At 33.5% G+C, this 17,201-nt stretch carries 13 protein-coding genes; 1 reads left to right on the top strand and 12 read right to left on the bottom strand.

Translation table 11 applies throughout. The annotated features are described in order from the left end of the window. Positions 1 to 345 (top strand): ATP-binding protein (locus tag NSB28_RS03980; RefSeq protein WP_257517585.1); only part of this gene is annotated, 345 nt, incomplete at its 5' end. Between the two features lie 451 nt (positions 346 to 796). On the opposite strand, the gene NSB28_RS03975 is transcribed toward NSB28_RS03980, so the two are convergent. The 12 genes from NSB28_RS03975 to NSB28_RS03920 all read right to left on the bottom strand — a co-directional run bounded on the left by NSB28_RS03975 (position 797) and on the right by NSB28_RS03920 (position 17,195). Beyond that, a complete protein-coding gene (locus NSB28_RS03975; protein WP_109624088.1) occupies positions 797 to 1,603 on the bottom strand; it encodes a Cof-type HAD-IIB family hydrolase in 807 nt (268 codons plus the stop codon). A gap of 13 nt (positions 1,604 to 1,616) precedes the next feature. Next, the gene (locus tag NSB28_RS03970; protein ID WP_109624089.1) at positions 1,617 to 2,579 is read right to left on the bottom strand and encodes a KpsF/GutQ family sugar-phosphate isomerase; all 963 of its coding nucleotides are present in this window, start codon (positions 2,577 to 2,579) and stop codon (positions 1,617 to 1,619) included. A gap of 15 nt (positions 2,580 to 2,594) precedes the next feature. Next, positions 2,595 to 5,627, bottom strand: a complete 3,033-nt coding sequence (locus NSB28_RS03965) for a fucose pyrophosphorylase domain-containing protein (RefSeq protein ID WP_109624090.1) — start codon at positions 5,625 to 5,627, stop codon at positions 2,595 to 2,597. 134 nt (positions 5,628 to 5,761) lie between these two features. Then, positions 5,762 to 7,189, bottom strand: a complete 1,428-nt coding sequence (locus NSB28_RS03960) for an oligosaccharide flippase family protein (protein WP_257497444.1) — start codon at positions 7,187 to 7,189, stop codon at positions 5,762 to 5,764. Positions 7,190 to 7,203: 14 nt separating this feature from the next. Continuing rightward, on the bottom strand, positions 7,204 to 9,030 hold the full coding sequence (locus NSB28_RS03955; RefSeq protein WP_109624092.1) for a hypothetical protein: 1,827 nt from the start codon (positions 9,028 to 9,030) through the stop codon (positions 7,204 to 7,206). Positions 9,031 to 9,042: 12 nt separating this feature from the next. After that, on the bottom strand, positions 9,043 to 10,062 hold the full coding sequence (locus tag NSB28_RS03950; RefSeq protein ID WP_109624093.1) for an acyltransferase family protein: 1,020 nt from the start codon (positions 10,060 to 10,062) through the stop codon (positions 9,043 to 9,045). Position 10,063: 1 nt separating this feature from the next. After that, entirely contained in the window at positions 10,064 to 11,134 is a 1,071-nt protein-coding gene (locus NSB28_RS03945) for a hypothetical protein (protein WP_109624094.1), read from the bottom strand. 191 nt (positions 11,135 to 11,325) lie between these two features. Beyond that, positions 11,326 to 12,492, bottom strand: a complete 1,167-nt coding sequence (locus NSB28_RS03940) for a nucleotide sugar dehydrogenase (protein ID WP_109624095.1) — start codon at positions 12,490 to 12,492, stop codon at positions 11,326 to 11,328. A gap of 16 nt (positions 12,493 to 12,508) precedes the next feature. Next, positions 12,509 to 13,522, bottom strand: coding sequence for a glycosyltransferase family 8 protein (locus NSB28_RS03935; RefSeq protein WP_109624096.1), 1,014 nt, complete (start codon positions 13,520 to 13,522; stop codon positions 12,509 to 12,511). Position 13,523: 1 nt separating this feature from the next. Continuing rightward, entirely contained in the window at positions 13,524 to 14,468 is a 945-nt protein-coding gene (locus NSB28_RS03930) for a glycosyltransferase family 2 protein (RefSeq protein ID WP_109624097.1), read from the bottom strand. After that, positions 14,465 to 15,391, bottom strand: a complete 927-nt coding sequence (locus NSB28_RS03925; protein WP_109624098.1) for an NAD-dependent epimerase/dehydratase family protein — start codon at positions 15,389 to 15,391, stop codon at positions 14,465 to 14,467. Before NSB28_RS03925 ends, NSB28_RS03930 begins: the two co-directional genes overlap by 4 nt. A gap of 1 nt (position 15,392) precedes the next feature. Continuing rightward, positions 15,393 to 17,195 carry a thiamine pyrophosphate-binding protein gene (locus NSB28_RS03920; RefSeq protein ID WP_109624099.1) on the bottom strand — a complete coding sequence of 601 codons (1,803 nt, stop codon included), beginning with the start codon at positions 17,193 to 17,195 and terminating at the stop codon, positions 15,393 to 15,395. Between the last annotated feature and the right edge of the window lie 6 nt (positions 17,196 to 17,201).

Here is a 17,201-nt window from a genome sequence, read left to right as displayed (position 1 = left end):
ATGGCACGTAATGACGGCACATATAAGAAAGTCCAAAGTAAATATGCCAATCCAGTCCTGCTGATCATCGATGAATGGCTCCTGCTGAAACCTACCGAGTCCGAACAGCATGACATTCTGGAACTTCTCCATAGGAGACGCAGGAAGTCATCTACCATCTTCTGCTCGCAGTATGATTCCAATGGCTGGTATGATCAGTTGGGTGGAGATGACAGCCCTCTTTCGGAAGCAATCCTGGATCGCATCAAACATGATGCATACAAGATCAACATCATCCCGACAGATCCTACGAATTACAGATCCATGCGGGAAGTATATGGGTTAGATCCGGCATTAAGCGAGTAAACTCGCAGGTAAAAATCAATTAAGTGAGGTATCCCTGTCCCGGAACAACGGTTTCCTGCCGCCAGATTGGCGGTTTCCGTTCCTCCGGAACAGCGGTACTCCCGCACGAGAATATTCAAAAATGTCAAGGTACTTGCTATTTGGCGTTTACCATGGGCCGCTCTCGTTACCGAAAAACAATCGTTAACGAGAGCGGCCGCACACTTGAGGTGATATGTCAATAGTTAAATTAAAAAAATGGTTAGACCCCTTTATTTTGGAATCTAACCATATATCTTGAAAGCTTATCTAAATGACATTGAGGATTAAGCTAAAGCCACTTTATCCTGTTATTGAATAATCATATTTTTAGACTAGTAAACTAATTTATCAAAAAAGCAGTTTTTCTAGATGAACAGCCAGAAAAAAATTGTTTTTCAAAGGTGCAGAAATTTTTACACCATCGTTAATGTTATAGTATAAATTTTTCAATTGCCTCCGCAACACCATTTTTTTCATTGGTAGCTACTATGTAATCTGCACATTCCTTTGTCTCTTTGTAAGCATTTCCCATTGCAACAGCGAATCCTGCATACTTCAACATAGATATATCATTTAGACCATCACCGCAGGCAATCAGTTCTTCTCTATCTATTGTTAGGTATTTAAGTAGCTTTGCTAATGATGCTGCTTTTTCCACGCCTAATGGAGTAATTTCTAAAAAGTATGGTTCAGAAAAAAACACATTTAATTTATTTTTAAATAAATCTTGGATATAATAATATGTTTCTTTTAATTTTAGTGGATCACCTACAATCATAAATTTTACTATGGCTTCTTTTATAACAGACTCTAAGTTATTTACCTTGGTAATTAATATGGAATTATTATAGGCTTCTTTTCTTACATAACTAGATTCATCGTTTTCAGCAATAATCCCTTTTTCATTGTAAGTTAGCGTATGTGCACCAAATTTTTTCCCACATTCGCATATATCGTGATAATATTCAAAAGGGATTGTTTCCTTAATAATAGTTTTTCCTGATTTACACTCTATGATATGGCCACCATTATAGGCTAATATATATCCCCCATATTTGACTAATTCTAATTCTTCAGCAACTTTTTGCATTCCTATAACTGGTCTGCCGGAAGCTAATACTATTTTTACCCCATTATCTATAGCCTTTTTAATCGCTATTTTATTCTCATTTGAAACCTCTTTTCGGGAGTTTGTCAATGTGCCATCTAAGTCTAAAGCAAGCAATTTAAACTTCATGATTAATAATCTCCTACAGATAAATACCTATTTTTAATATGTCCCTTTTTTCAACCACACCGATAGGATGTTCTTCTTTAACAATTGGCAGTGAATGAATACCATTATCTTCCATAATTTTTAAGGCCTCCACTGCCATAGATGAGACATCTACAAAATACGGATAAAAATGAATAAGATCCTTAACAGTATCCACGTATATATCCACATTTTCTTTTATTTTACGTTTTAAATCACCATTTGTTACGATACCAATTAGTTTACCTTGTTCATTTACGACGGTTAATAAATCCGTATCACTTTCAGAAATAGCAATCAATGCATCTGTTAATGTTGTGTTCTCATTGATATTATGTTCATCATGTATTCCATGCATCAAGTCAATTGAGCGTACAGTTAACCTTTTTCCTAAAGACCCAGCAGGATGAAATACTCCAAACTCTTTTTTATCAAATCCCTTCAACCTTGCTGCTGTCACTGCCAATGCATCTCCATATACTAATACTACTGTTGTTGAGGTAGTAGGAGCTAATCCCATATGGCAAGCTTCTTTAACATTTTCGAAAACTTGCACTATCTTACAAGCTTTTGCCAAAGAAGAATTGCGATTGCAAGTAATGCCTAATATATTTGCACCAATAATATTTATACTTGGGATAATCCGTAGTATCTCATCACTTTCTCCTGAATATGAAATTAAAACAACAACATCTGATTTTTGAATCATTCCTAAATCGCCATGCATGCATTCCCCAGGATGAATTGAAATAGCACATGTCCCTAAACTTGACATAGTAGCAGCCATTTTACCTGCAATATGGCCACTTTTTCCCATTCCAATAAAAACTACTTTCCCCTGACAGGCAATTATCGCTTCTAGCATTTTGTCGAAGACCTCATCCAAATTATAAGAAATATTTTTAAGTGCTTCAATTTCTTTTTCAAACACTTCTTTCGCCATTTCGTACTTTTTCATTTATCCACCTACTATCTATATTAGCTGGCAATCCCATACTTCTACTCCACAGTCGCTAAATTCTTCTTCAATACGTATTTTTAATTGTTCTTTCGTTATACCTTTTTTTAATATAACTTGAAGAAAACCTCCACCGCCAGCACCACAAATAGATTTTCCGTCAATCAAATCATCACATACATTAAAGATATATTCAATACATGTATTTGAAGCTCCTTTATCTAAACACTTTACTAATTCGAACTGCTTCGTAATGTAATGTGCAAAAGCTGTAACATCGCCTTTTTCAAGATTATATTTCATTAATGCACAATACTCTCTGATTTTGGAAATTGATTTCATAGCTTCAGCATCATTCCTAATACATTGATTCATTTCTTCATGCAGTACATTTCTTGCCAATCTTCGTTGCCCTGAAAAAATCAATGCAAACCTTTGGTTTAATTCTTCGAATACATTTTTTTCTAAATCTAAATATTCAACACCAATTTTTTGATATAATCCTGGTTTAGATGTAAAGTATTTAAGCCCTTTTTTTAGACCACCCACCTGATCCTGCCATCCCCCTCCGGTTAACATCAACTGTTCGGCTAAAAAGACTTGCGAATATATACATTCATCACTTACGTCCTGGTTTAGAATCTGATTAAGCGCCTTTATACATGCAGCTGCAATAATACTACTAGTACCTAGGCCTGAACCTTTTGGGACATCTACAGACGTGCTAATCTTTAAACCGCCACCTATTATCTTGCAAATATCTTGTAAACTCTGTCCATTATCCAAGGTTGGAATTAATCCACAAGCCACAAGAACTGCTTTGTGAAGAGAAAATTTATCAAATAAGTTATTACAATTTCTAATACAGCTTATTTCAGAGATTTCTACTATTTCGCCCTGGTCAATACTTTCAAAGACAACTACTGGTTTTTCTAAATGTTTTACAGTCACAGATACAGGAAGCTTTCCTTTTAATAACAGAGCACCATCTAACATTGTCCCACCATGTTCTAAACAGTATGGTGCCGCATCAGATGGACTTCCACAAAAATTTACCCGTACAGGCAATTGACAAGTTACCTGTTCATGTACAAATTTTGCCTGTTTAAATAGAAAACTATGTTTTTCCATCGTTGCTTTGATTATTTCATTTCTGATGATTTCGTAAGATTTATCTTCCAAGTTTATAAAATTTAATCCGCTAATAGTATGATTTAATTGTTTACATAGCGTAGAAAGCAATAAATAGATTCTCATATTTAAGGGAAATGATGATATACTTGCATATTCAAGCAAGGATTTGAACATATCTGGAGCAATAGGGGTTCCTAATTCACTAATTGCATTGATCATTGGTTTATTTCCGTCCAACGATAAAATACACTTTTTAATCCGTACCAGCTGTTCGATATCGTCTTGTCTTTTTAGAATAGCAGAAACGTCTGCTTCTCCAAAACTATCCTTCAAGCTATAATGAACACATGCTTTCCATTTATTAAATTCTTCAATGGATGCCGTTTCATTCATAATTCTGTAAAGACAGAGTGCCATATTTATTGACTCTTTCAAGGTATCACACTCACAATATATCTTTGCATTCCAAATAGATGCTGCAGGGGTATCCCATAAGTCAGAATTATCCAGTCCATTTTTTTCCATAAGCCTAACTAAACTACTTTGTAAAAAAGTATCTGTTTTTGAACTTTTGGGATTATCATTACGCCCATAAATTCGGCAAACATACTTACTATTATTCAGTTTCAGCGCATGAAGAACTATATTTTGTGGCACTTCAATGTTATCTATTTCAATCCCTGACAGTATACTGCCACTACCTATATGACAGTTTTTCCCAATTACACAATCTTCAATAAAGCAATCTTCAAGCAATACTGTAGATTCATCCACATATGAATTTATCACAGTTCCACTAACGGCATTGGTTAATATTCTTTTATTCCATCCAAGAGAATAATATTTTGGAATATCATGCACTAACAAATCATACATTTCATGTGTCATTCCAAAATGTATATATTCTGCTGGAAGCATTTTTACTAGAGAAAGATGGAACGTATGGAGTTTTTCCCAAATGGCTGTCCGACATTCCTTCAATTCATTTGAAAATACATTTTCAGGTGTTTCTTTATAGTATGATTCTAAGGTACTTTCATCTGCCATTGGATAAAGAAAGTCTGCATAAAAACTTAAGCATACTTTTGGATTGACAAATTTCTTAAAAGTCGTTTCGGAAAGCTTATTGTTTATACATATGAGCTCTAATAAGGCATTAATAATTTTGCTCCCAAGCCATATACATCCTGTATCGACATCAACTTTATCATATGAATCAACGGCTCCCGCTGTTCTCAAAACAACTTCTGATTGTTTATGTAAGAACTTAGAAACATTTTTGTTACGCTTGTCAAAAGATTCATTTCCCTGAAGAAAAACACCATGCTCTGTTCCTGATTCAATACTTGCTTTTATTGATAATCCTGCTGCATCGCATGCTGCTAAATCCAATTGTAATGGATTGAAAAGAACCTCCGTGTCCCCAGGTAAAACTAACATTCCAGCTCCTGTTCGAGCAGGAATTCCTGACACTGAAATTAGCAATTCATCAAATATTGTTGCCTTTTTTCCATTAGGAAGGACACGTGGCACTGGAGCAAATAATTTTCCACAAGCAGAGTATTGAGGAATCCTTTTACTGTCCCCGCCAGAATGTAACAAAAGAATTTTCTGCTTTTTTACATTTTCAATACCAAGTTTGTCAGCAAGATAATATAAAACATTTAAAGTAGCCCCTCCTGAACCAATCCTTTCATTATTTAAATCCGGAATAATTACAAAATTTATATTTGAAGGCAAGCAACTTTCTTTGATTCGTTTATCTATCTGTAGCTGGTAAGCTTCAGCCTGTTTTGTATTTGAAGCTGTAATTATAACCCAATCCCACCTTGAGGCATCATGATTCTTACATGTATAATCATAGTCAGACCAAGCATCTCTGTAGCTTTGTGCTAAAAACATTTCTCTGTTCATCTTAAATCTCTCCTTTATACTATTGGTTTCTTATCCGTTGAATTCTAAACAGTTAGCATAGCAAAATAAAATAATATTTAAATGAAGAGTATTTTCTTTTTAGTTTTATCTTAAAGACTAAATATTAATACATATTACTTTTTTCGAAATTGTTTTAATTTATATATTAAATCGAAAAAAACGCTATCTTTCAGCAAAATCAATCCTAAAATATAAAAAAACCCTCCACATAGCACCTGTATTAAGGTTGATAATATGCTTATCGGCAAAAGAAATCCAATAAAATATACAAACATCCCCATACAAAGAGATAAAAATAGATATCTAAGTGAGCCTGTAAAAAATGGTTTTATTGGTAAGATTTTTCTAACTCCATAAAGCATGATCAATAAACCTATTATTTCGGCCGCTAATGTTGACAATGTTGCAGCCAGAGATTTATATTTAGAAATAAAAAATAAATTTAAAACAACATCTGTCAATGCGCCTACAAAAACAGCTATTGTTAAAACTCGCTGTTTTCCCGTAGAAATTAATATATTATTACTAAACACCCCCGTCCATCCTAGTGAGATTATTGTTGGTGCCCCCACTATTAATAACAAATTTATTCCCATAAATTTTTCACCATAATACCAGACAGAAAATGTATTTGCTATACCAATTAATCCCATACACAGAGGAAAACCTAACATATTAACAATTCTAAATACATTATAGTTATTATTTTGAAATTCTTTTTCCTGCTTATTAATATAATAATTTGCTAATCTTGGTGTAATTGCTTGTATACTAGCTGTTAATAATGTAGCAATTCCTCTAATTATTTTTTGTGAATTATCATAAAAGGCTACGGAACTATTATTTGCCATTTCCCCTAGCATTAGTCGATCAAATAATGTATAGATTCTAATTATAATTATTGATGCAAAGATCGAAAGTGATCCTTTAAAATGTCTTTTAAAAGAACAAAGAGTAAGCTTACTAATTCGCCTTATATTAGTGGGAAGATCTGGCCACATAACTAGCTGTCCCAGTAAATTTCCACTACAAATGATTAACGCATATAACCAGACATGATTAGCTTGTTTCACTAGAAAAAAGACACAAACAACGGCTAAAATTTTTATAATGACACTTTTTAATGCTCTCTTTTTAAAATCTTCAATACCAATAAAGAACCACGAAATATCAAATATTGAGCTGATTATGTTAATTAAAAATATTTTATTAACATAACTTTCTTTGACCCCAAACACAAAAAATATAACAAAATAAATAATAGAAGCTGTACCTACTAGAGGAATACGTATCAATACTAACTCCCAAAAAGTTTTTCTTAATAAATCATCATTATCACGTACATAGGCAATTTCCCTTGAACTATATAGAGCAAGCCCTAAACTGCCAATCAAAATAAAATATTGAGAATACGTATCACCCAAAACATATTCTCCTATCCCTTCGGGGCCCAAAATTCTTGAAATATAAGGTGTTGTTATAATTGGCATAAGAAGAGTAGCTATTTGATAAAGAACATTATAAAATGCATTTGCTAACATGAAGTAACTCCTTATTATGATAAATCCATAGACAAATATAACATTGTTCCATATAAGCCAACAGATACTACATGATCCTGAATATTTGTGTAATAGTTGGAAAGTGTACATTTAATTTCATCTACATTATATTTATAATATGGAGGCAAAATCACTATTGCTTTTTCTTTTAAGAGGTTATTCTTAAATAAATTATCTAGATCGTGATTTGATATTGTGTTTAGTGAAAGTGTACTTTCAGATTGTATAAAAGAAAATTTTTTATCAATCTGATTCCAATAAATAGGTTTAAAATTTTCGCCGGGATACCCACCAATAAACAAAGCTGAGGGATTATCAAATAAAATAATGTCCATGTTTCGGTCAAAATTACAATCAGCCATAATATTTCTTAATCCTCTATCTACATACGAATATTGATAATTATAAACCATATAGTCACCAAAATAAGTTGTTTCTTTTATATCTGACAATACGAGTCTCCCCCCCCCTGTTTCTACTTTTTGATAGGTAGATAGCATAACTGGGTCAATGGTAATATACGCTTGTATACAAAAAAGTATCGATAATAGAATCAAAAACATTTTTCTAAAACATTTCTTTAAGCATTGTGTTAGTAGAAATAATGCTATTATCCAAATAGGTATTTCGATTACAATATTATACCTAATAAGAGGGTAAGTTACAAAAATCACAGAAAAAATAATAAAAGCTAAAACACTCCCAACCAATCCAACAATACCTTTAAAATTAGTAATTAATTTATGAGTAATTACTAAATAAACAATACATACTACTATAATAATCCATGCAATCCATAAAAAATTGGCTGAAAAAATTTGCCATAACTTAAATAATATATATTCTCCGTCAAAGGAAAAATACCCCGGAGTATTTGAACTACTATCCAAGTTCCAACCGCTTTTTTTAATAAACAAAGTGTATATCAGATATAGCCCACCTAAACAAGTAGCTCCTCCTATAATATAAATTTCCGGATTTCGAATGACAGTTATTATTTTTTTGGGCATTATTTTTTTATTACAAACAAGTTGACTAACAATTAACCCTATAAGATATCCAGCAAGAAGTATTGTGCCAACTTCTTTAGTTTGAGTCAAGATTATCGAAAAATATCCTGTCAATAAATATAATTTATTTATTTGACATACCATCACCAATATTAAAAAAACTGCCAAACCATAATCTAATTGATAATAGCTATAAGTTCCTAAAAAAAGCGGTGTAGATGTGACACATAAAGAAAATATTGCAGCATACCCACTATCTAGCTTTAACTTAAACTTTAATACGCTATATATTCCAATGACTAGAGTAAGTGCTAATATTAACTGGAAAATCTGAACAGACCATACAGTATTTGGTGCAATAAATTCTAAAATAGCGCTAAGACTAGCATAGGCTATGGAAGAGTGAGCAGCTAAACTAAAATTATTAATAAAATTAGAAACAGTAAAATTTATGCTTTCACAAGCTTTAGATAAAAAGTTATAATATGCCTGAGCATCCCACTTTGGCATTGTTCCAAGTTGTGGAATTCGAATTAACAAGGCAATAAAAACAATTAGCAGTAAACATATATTATTTTTAATAAATTTAAATATTTTTGGTAGTGAAAAAAATTTAAGTTTTATAATCTTGATAAGACAAAAAAAGATTCCAATTGAAAATACAACAAATAAAACTATTTTTCTCTTAGTATACCAATGAATTCCCCCTGTTGAAATAATTGAAGACAATATAAATAAGTACATTGTCAATAATATAAAAAATATTTGCAACCATATTTTAATTAGACTAGTTTTAGAAATATTTTTCATATTCTACTCTCCTTATTTAAAACCGATTTTTTTAAATATAACTATACATATATTATGAATAACATAAGCTAAAAAAAGAGAACTTAAAATAACAGCACATATATAAAATATTGAAGAATCAATTTTCAGCCAAGAAAATTGAAATAAATCTAACATACTAACATGTACTATATAGATTTCATAAGACAATTTAGCTGTTATAAGATTAAGAAAATTTTTAGGCTTTATTTTGTATAAAAATAAGTAACATAAGATGGCAGACATTAGAGTAGCAATATTTCTGCTTACAAAATCTCCAATAAAACTGTACTGATTAAGTGAAAAAAATATAATACATGATACACATAAAATCAGTAATACAGCCAACAAAATATACCAATAAAATTTTTTTGTGATTTTCATAATCATTGGAGCATATTCTTTAAAAGCCATCCCGAGACTAAAACAAAAAGCGCCCCCCCAATATACCCTGTTTATATGAAGAAAATATCCTAGCAACATAAATAAAAACGTAATAATACAAGTAAATAAAATTCTATTTCGGTTATTTTTAATTATTTTAAATGATATAAAAAACACTGTATACAAAAATAGTATAACTAAAATATACCAATTTATAAATTGGCTTATTCCAACTCCTAAAACATTCTTAAGTGAAGTATATTTTCCGGTTTGTAAAATCATATTTAATAAAACTATTAGTATATATGCAACACTGCATGGAATTAAAATAAGAAGATATCTTCTAAACAAAAAATTTGATACCGTTAATTTTTTTTCGGAATATTTTTTCATTAATCCATATCCGGATAGAAAGAAAAAAATCCCTACAGCTAGTACTCCCGCTTTATCCAAAAAAAATAATATACCTAGACGTTTAGATATATGTCCACTCATAACAACAATTGCTAATATCCCCTTTATAATTGAACAAGAATCATAATCCAGAACCTCATTCATACTTAAAGAAGGGGGATTTACAATTGTAATTTTCCAGAATACTAAAAAACTTAAGAATAAAACTAATAGCATACTACCCGTTTCCTCTCTCTAAAAAAATTTTTAATTGTTCCGAATAGCCTGCCTTTAAATACTTTTTCTTAATTAATTCATTATAATTATATTTATTACAATCAACATAATCTAAATTAATTTTACTTAATTCACTTATTGAATTATAGCCAATACCTGAAATTTCATTTTTATCTAAAATAAATTGAGGCGCAATGGGTATTGCTTTTAAAAATACACTTTCAAGAATAACACTTGACGTCTTATGCTTATAAGCAGCTTCTCTATATGGCAAAATTGAGTATTTAGACTCAGCTAACAGAGAACAATATAAATCATCATTTATAAACTCATTTCTTATGATTACATTATTTTTTTTAATGTTTAGCGCACGATGATATAAATCTTCATCATAAAACTTACCTACAATTTCTAATGGGTAGCCACTTTCATTAAAGGCTTCAATCATTTCTATAATTTCTTTATTACCTTCAGATATGGTTCCTAATGAAATAACCTTTGACTTTTTTATATCAGTATTATATTTAGAGTACTTTTCAGAATCGTAAAGAAAATCTGGCATATATATTGTTTTTGTATACTTACAGTTAAAATCTTTATTTGAGTAAATAAGTAAATCGATTTTTTTCGATGCAAGCCTTATTAATAACTTTTTTATTTTTTTCACAAATGCCAGCTGATCTTCTGGTATATTAACGTAAGTTGAGCAAAGCACTTTATTTTTGCTTTTTCTTCTAAAAATCAACCATAAAAATAATACATAATCCGTATTATAGAACCACGTATTACTTTCATAAAATACTTTTAATACTTTATGCAAATTTAGCAATTCTATCCAATAATTTCTAATTAGCATATAAAACCCGCTTTTTCCTCTAATCGCATAATATGGTAAACCTTTACCATCAAAATTTAATTTGTTTCTAGAATTGTTTGGAGCTAAATATTCAATTTTACAAAAATCATCTAGTAACTTTTTATTATCTAATGCAACTTTAATAGGATGACCAATAGGATTACCATCTTCAGAACTATTGCCTATATAGTCAACCATTATTAATTTTTTTTTCATATAATTTCTACCTACTATTCAGCTATAATTGGATTCCAACTCAATATAATGCTATTCTTGGAAACATATCAAATTTCAATATATATGATTGGAAAATTATTTTAACTATCAAATATGTTAGAGCATTTGTGTCATTTTTTCTCTTTAGTACAAAAATCAAAATGATTTTTTAAGCGAATTAGTTAAATTAACTAGTCTCTTCCATATAAATCTCTGGAATAAACTTTATCCGACACTTCTTTTAATTCACTCGTCCATCGATTAGCCACTATTATGTCAGATAATCGTTTGAACTCTTCCAACTCCTTGATTACAAGACAGTTTTCAAAATATAAACTATCTAGAACAGGCTCATAAATTATAACCTTAATCCCAGACGATTTAATTCCACGCATAACATCGATTATAGATGATGATCTAAAATTGTCGGAATTTGATTTCATAGTTAATCTATAAATCCCTACACATTTTGGCCTTGTATCTAAAATTTGTTTGACAATAAATTTTTTCCTTGTTTTATTAGATTCAACGATAGATTTAATAATTTCATTTGGAATATCTGCAAAATTTGCCACTAGCTGTTTGGTATCTTTAGGTAAACAGTAGCCACCATATCCAAATGAGGGATTATTATATTGAAATCCGATTCTATTGTCTAGACAAATTCCTTCGATTATTTGTTTTGGATCTAGTCCTTTTACTTCTGCGTATGTATCCAATTCATTGAAATAAGATACACGCAAAGCCAAGTATGTATTTGAAAATAGTTTTATAGCCTCAGCTTCACTCGAATCTGTAAAGAGTAATGGTATATCTTCTTTCTCTGCGGCCGATACTAACAATTCACTGATTTTTATTCCTATCTTGCTTTTTTCTCCAATCACAATACGGGAAGGATATAAATTATCATGTAATGCTTGACCCTCTCGTAAAAATTCTGGAATAAATATAATATGTAAATTTTTGTACTTTGAATTCATCATAGAAGTAAAACCTACGGGTACTGTTGATTTTATGATTATTGTAGCTGTACTTTTAAAATCATTTAACTCAGTCAATAGTTCCTCTACTGTTGAAGTATCGAAGTATTCCTTTTGCTCATCATAGTTTGTTGGTGTAGCAATAATAATATAATCTTGTCCTGTAAAAGCTGATAATTTATTAGTGGTTGCTATTATGTTTAATTTTTTTGTCTGTAAATATAAAGTTATATCTTTGTCTTCTATAGGCGATTGTTTTTTCCGAATAGCTTCAATTTTTTTAAAATCTATATCATAAACCGTAACAATATTATTTTGTGATAATAATATTGCATTAGATAATCCAACATATCCCATACCTATAACAGCTATATTCATTTTATAATAAATCCTCCTAGTGTGTTTTCTTTCTAGACTTATTTAGCATATTATCATGGACTATACGAAAAATTATACAAAATAAATTTCTAGGAAATATTTGATACATTAGCTTCTCAATCTTGAATATTAATCCGTCATTAGCAGATTGTTTCTTTTGATATTCTTTCCAACTTGATTCTTTAAGATACTCATCAAAATATATTGTGCAAGGATGAAGATTATCTTTATGCCATGGAGACTCTCCACAGAATCGAAGAAAATGTATTATTTTAGGATTTACAATTCCTGAATCTATTTCATTTAAAGAATAATAATCATGATTATGAACAAATATTTTTTCAAAAAAATTGTAATTATAAATAAAATAAGGCGATTGCAAATTATACTCAATTTTCAGAGAAAAAATTTCGTTTTTTAAGACGACATTGAGATAATCCTGGTCAACAGTCCCATAAACATGGCCTTCCTGAGCATGTTTTACAATTCGTTCTAGACATTTTTTATCAATCCATTGTTGTATATTAAAAAGAATAACCCCTGAATTGAAATATTTGTCTTCATTAGAAAAACCAATACTCTTTTTAAAAGCCTTCGTTGCTAAAGCATCTTGTACCATTCCCACAGGAGAATCTGCCATATCGATTTCTGTCAGATCATATAAGTTTCCTTGAACAATTGTATCGCAATCAATATATAAAATATTGTCTATCTCTTGAGGAAGAATATATTCCAAAAATAATTTATAAAATGAAACTTTGTTTTTCCGAAATCCAGTATATTTTGTAATGGCTAATCCCTGCAATTTTTTCATTAATAAAATCATGCTTTTAAAAAAAATCTTCTGATGGTATCTTTTTGCCATTGAAACAATTTTTATTTTATTTGCCTTTGAAATACCGGCATCAAGAATATATATATTTATATCTAAATCCTGGTTATTTATAAATAAAGAAAGTATAGAAACTCCCATAAAAACTGCGTAGTTATCATCTGCTTGATATAATACATATAATTTTTTCTTTTCCATATTATTCTACCTCGTCAAAATTGATACGCTCTTCCTCGACTACAAGTGGTCTATTCATTATTCGTTTATTTATATTTAAAATATATTCTCCTAATAATCCAATAAAAAATAGCTGTATTGACCCAATCAAAAATACACCAATAGCTATGGGCGCCATGCCCATTACCATATCATTCCAGCGTACCAATTTTAGTACAAGATAAACTATAGCTATGATAAAGCAAATAATGGAAGATATAAACCCTAAAAACGTAGCCATCCTCAACCCCACCTTCGTGTAAGATGTAATGCTTAGCATTGCTGCATCATACAGAGTATAAAAGTTATTCTTTGTCTTCCCTGCTCGCCTCTTTGGCTGCTCATAGTAAATATCTTTTCTTTTAAAACCATACTCTGCAACTATCCCACGAATAAATGGCAAGGGATCTTTTAGCTCTCTTAATAGTTTAATAAACGAAGTATCATACAGTCCAAAGCCGGTGAAATGTTCGATCATTTCAACCTCCGACATGTTTTTTATTATCTTATAATAAATAGAACGCATCCAATAGACAAGTCGGTTCTCTTTACTGCTTGTTTTGATCCCGCTTACTATCTTATAGCCCTTTTCCCATTCCTCCACGAAACGCGGAATCAGTTCCACCGGATCCTGGAAATCACAGCACATCGTGATTGTACAGTCACCTGTCGTCTGGCACATTCCATAGAAAGGAGAGTTAAACTGCCCGAAATTCGTTACGTTCAGGATTGCCTTTATCTTATGATTGGCACTGCAAACCTTCCTGATATACTCCCTTGTACGGTCCTGAGAACAGTTATCTATAAAGACAAGTTCGTAGTCATACTGCGGCAGCTGAGTCTCCAAGACTTCCACCACAGCCTGGCTTATCGGCTGGATATTCTCTTCTTCGTTATAGCAGGGTATCAACATACTTATCTTTTTCATAATCCTTCATTCTTCCTAATCCATCGTAATGTTTCAATAACCCCTTCTTTAAAGGGTGTTTCCGGTTTAAAACCGGTGTCTTCTCTCAAGGCTGTTATGTCTGCACAAAGGTACATGACCTGTCCCTTTGCATATGGCCTTTCTCCAAGCCTTATCTCTGCCCCAGGACTCACAATATCACGGATTTCCGTAATGTATTCTTTCAGAGGACGTGCTTTGCCGCTTCCCAGGCAATACACAGCTCCGTCTCTGCCTTTTAGTGCAGACAGGTAAAATGCATTTGCTGCATCATCACAGTACAGGTAATCCCACATCTGCTCACCTTTTGTATAAGAGGGAGGCTCCCCTAAAAGCAACTGGCGAATGCCGGAAGCTACCATTGTATGCATTCCATCAAATGGGCCGTAAGTACTTAGAACTCTCACCCATATATGCCGCATCCCCTGTCTCTGGCAGGCAATGCGGCTCATCCTGCCTGCGCAAAGTTTAGCGATGCCATATCCATTCTCAGGTTCCGTCTTCATGTCGGGTGTCAGCCTTCCTGAGACCCTCCCATATTCTGCCTGGGATCCTGCACCTACAAAGACGCTGCACCCCAGTTCAGCTGCCAACTTTACCGCATCCAAAGTATGATTTATATTTCTGGTTTGGAGGTACATGTCATCTCTTGCATCCCCAAAAGTACCTTCCCAGCCAAAATGGAAAAAAGCATCATAATCCTCTTCCTTTAGCCTGGCCTTGGCCTGTCCCAGATCTGACAGCCCGCACTCGATCATTTCGACTAATGGATCCGACTGGATATTGTTTTTTCTGGGTGAAGCGGGATTTACAAGCACAGCCACACGGATGCCTTTTTGGATAAGGAGCCTTGTCAGGGCAAGCCCCAGCATTCCTGTCCCTCCCGTAAGGATTGCATTCCTCATGCTACTCAACCACCATTTCTTTGTTTTTTTCATATTCTTCCCTGGCTAAAAAAGGATACATGTCATCGATTGGCGGTGATATGATCCTGCCATCTGGCAGTACTTTTGAGGAGAGCTTCGGGGAGAAGCTCTGATTCGGATCCAATACCACCTCGCAAAAGCAGGCATCTTCGCCATCCAGTACTTCCTGTATCTTCTGGCCGATATCCTTAAGACTGTCAATTCTGACGTACCGGATCCCGTAGGCATAGGCCAGCTTCTTAACATCCGGAAAGCTCAGACCATTTCCATCACAGACACCGACCAGCGGAGGCTTAAAAAGATTTGTCTGGGTCTGGCGGATGGAATGGTATCCATTATTGTTTAAATAAAAGATTTTAATGTTTAGATGGTTATAGACAACCGTCTGTAATTCCTGCAAGTTCATTTGGAAACTGCCGTCACCATCTATACAGACTGTACGTCTGTTTTCGTGTGCAATACAGCCTCCGATTGCTGCTGGAAACCCATAGCCCATAGCTGCACACCCTGAATTTGTGAAATAGCGCTGTCCCTTTTTTATCACAGCCGCCTGGAAGGTTACTACACATGCGCTCCCATTCCCTGTAATGACTACGTCCTTTTCATTCAGCTCTTTACATAACTCATTTATGAAGGCATACGGATTCAGAGGCTTCCCAAGTTTATAGTATTCTGGCAGTGCTGCAGGGTACTTTTTATTGATATATTGGCACCATTCCAGCCATCCCCTCTGGTTTGAATTATAGGTATAGGTACCATTTGAGAGAGCCTCCACTACGTCCTTCACATCTGCATGAACCGGCAGATCTGGGTGTACGGTTGGCTTTTTCAATTCGTTTTCATCAATGTCAACAATGATCTTATAGGCATCCCTTGCAAAGTCCTGATAATTATAGCTGACCATCCTGATGTTCATCCGGCATCCAAGTACTAGCAGGAGATCACAATTCTGAACAATAAAATTCCCACCTCTTGTCCCTACCGTCCCCGGCCGGCCACAGTTAAGCGAATGGCTATTCCACAGTACATCATGAGCATTCCAGGCTGTCACCACTGGAATGTTTAAATGTTCAATACACTTGAGAAATTCCTGGTGTGCTCCCGCCAGACGGATTCCTGTACCAGCAAGGATCACCGGACGCTCTGCCGTTTCAATTCTCTTAAGAATTTCCTGCGTCAAAGCGGGATTATATGCGGGCTGTTCCTGCCTGTTCAACTCAGAGGCGTCAAACCCTTCCAGATCTTCTGTCTCTATAAGGGAGGCCTGGATATCTAATGGTATATCCAGCCAAACAGGCCCCCCACGGCCTGTACATGCGAGGTGAAATGCCTTTTCAAGGTGATAACGGATACTGGATGGATCTGTTATCATACAGGCATATTTAGTCATGGGCTTCACACAATCCACAATGTTAAATTCCTGATCTCCAAGCTGCCTAAGTGGAAGGTCAGTAGCCCAGATAGTGGTCTCCCTTTTTACCTGCCCGGAAAGGATGAACATCGGGATAGAATCCAGCCAGCCGCCAAGTACCCCTGTGACTGCATTTGTTCCCCCAGGACCGCTGGTGACGCAAACAGCTGCCAATTTCCCTGAAAACCTCGTATACCCTTCAGCTGCGATAGCGCAGGCTTGTTCATGATGGTTATAGATGCAATCCAGCTGTTTATGGTGCCCAAGTGCATCATTCAGATGCATGGCTCCGCCCCCTGTTACAGTAAAAACATGGCGTATACCATGGTTTGCCAAAAAATGCGCTATGTAATCCGAAATCTTCTGCTTCATGCCTGT

It is taken from the genome of Murimonas intestini (assembly GCF_024622195.1).
In the GTDB taxonomy this organism is placed as follows: domain Bacteria; phylum Bacillota; class Clostridia; order Lachnospirales; family Lachnospiraceae; genus Murimonas; species Murimonas intestini.
The sequence above is the reverse complement of the archived record's forward strand: the minus strand, read 5'-3'. Positions and strand labels throughout refer to the sequence as shown.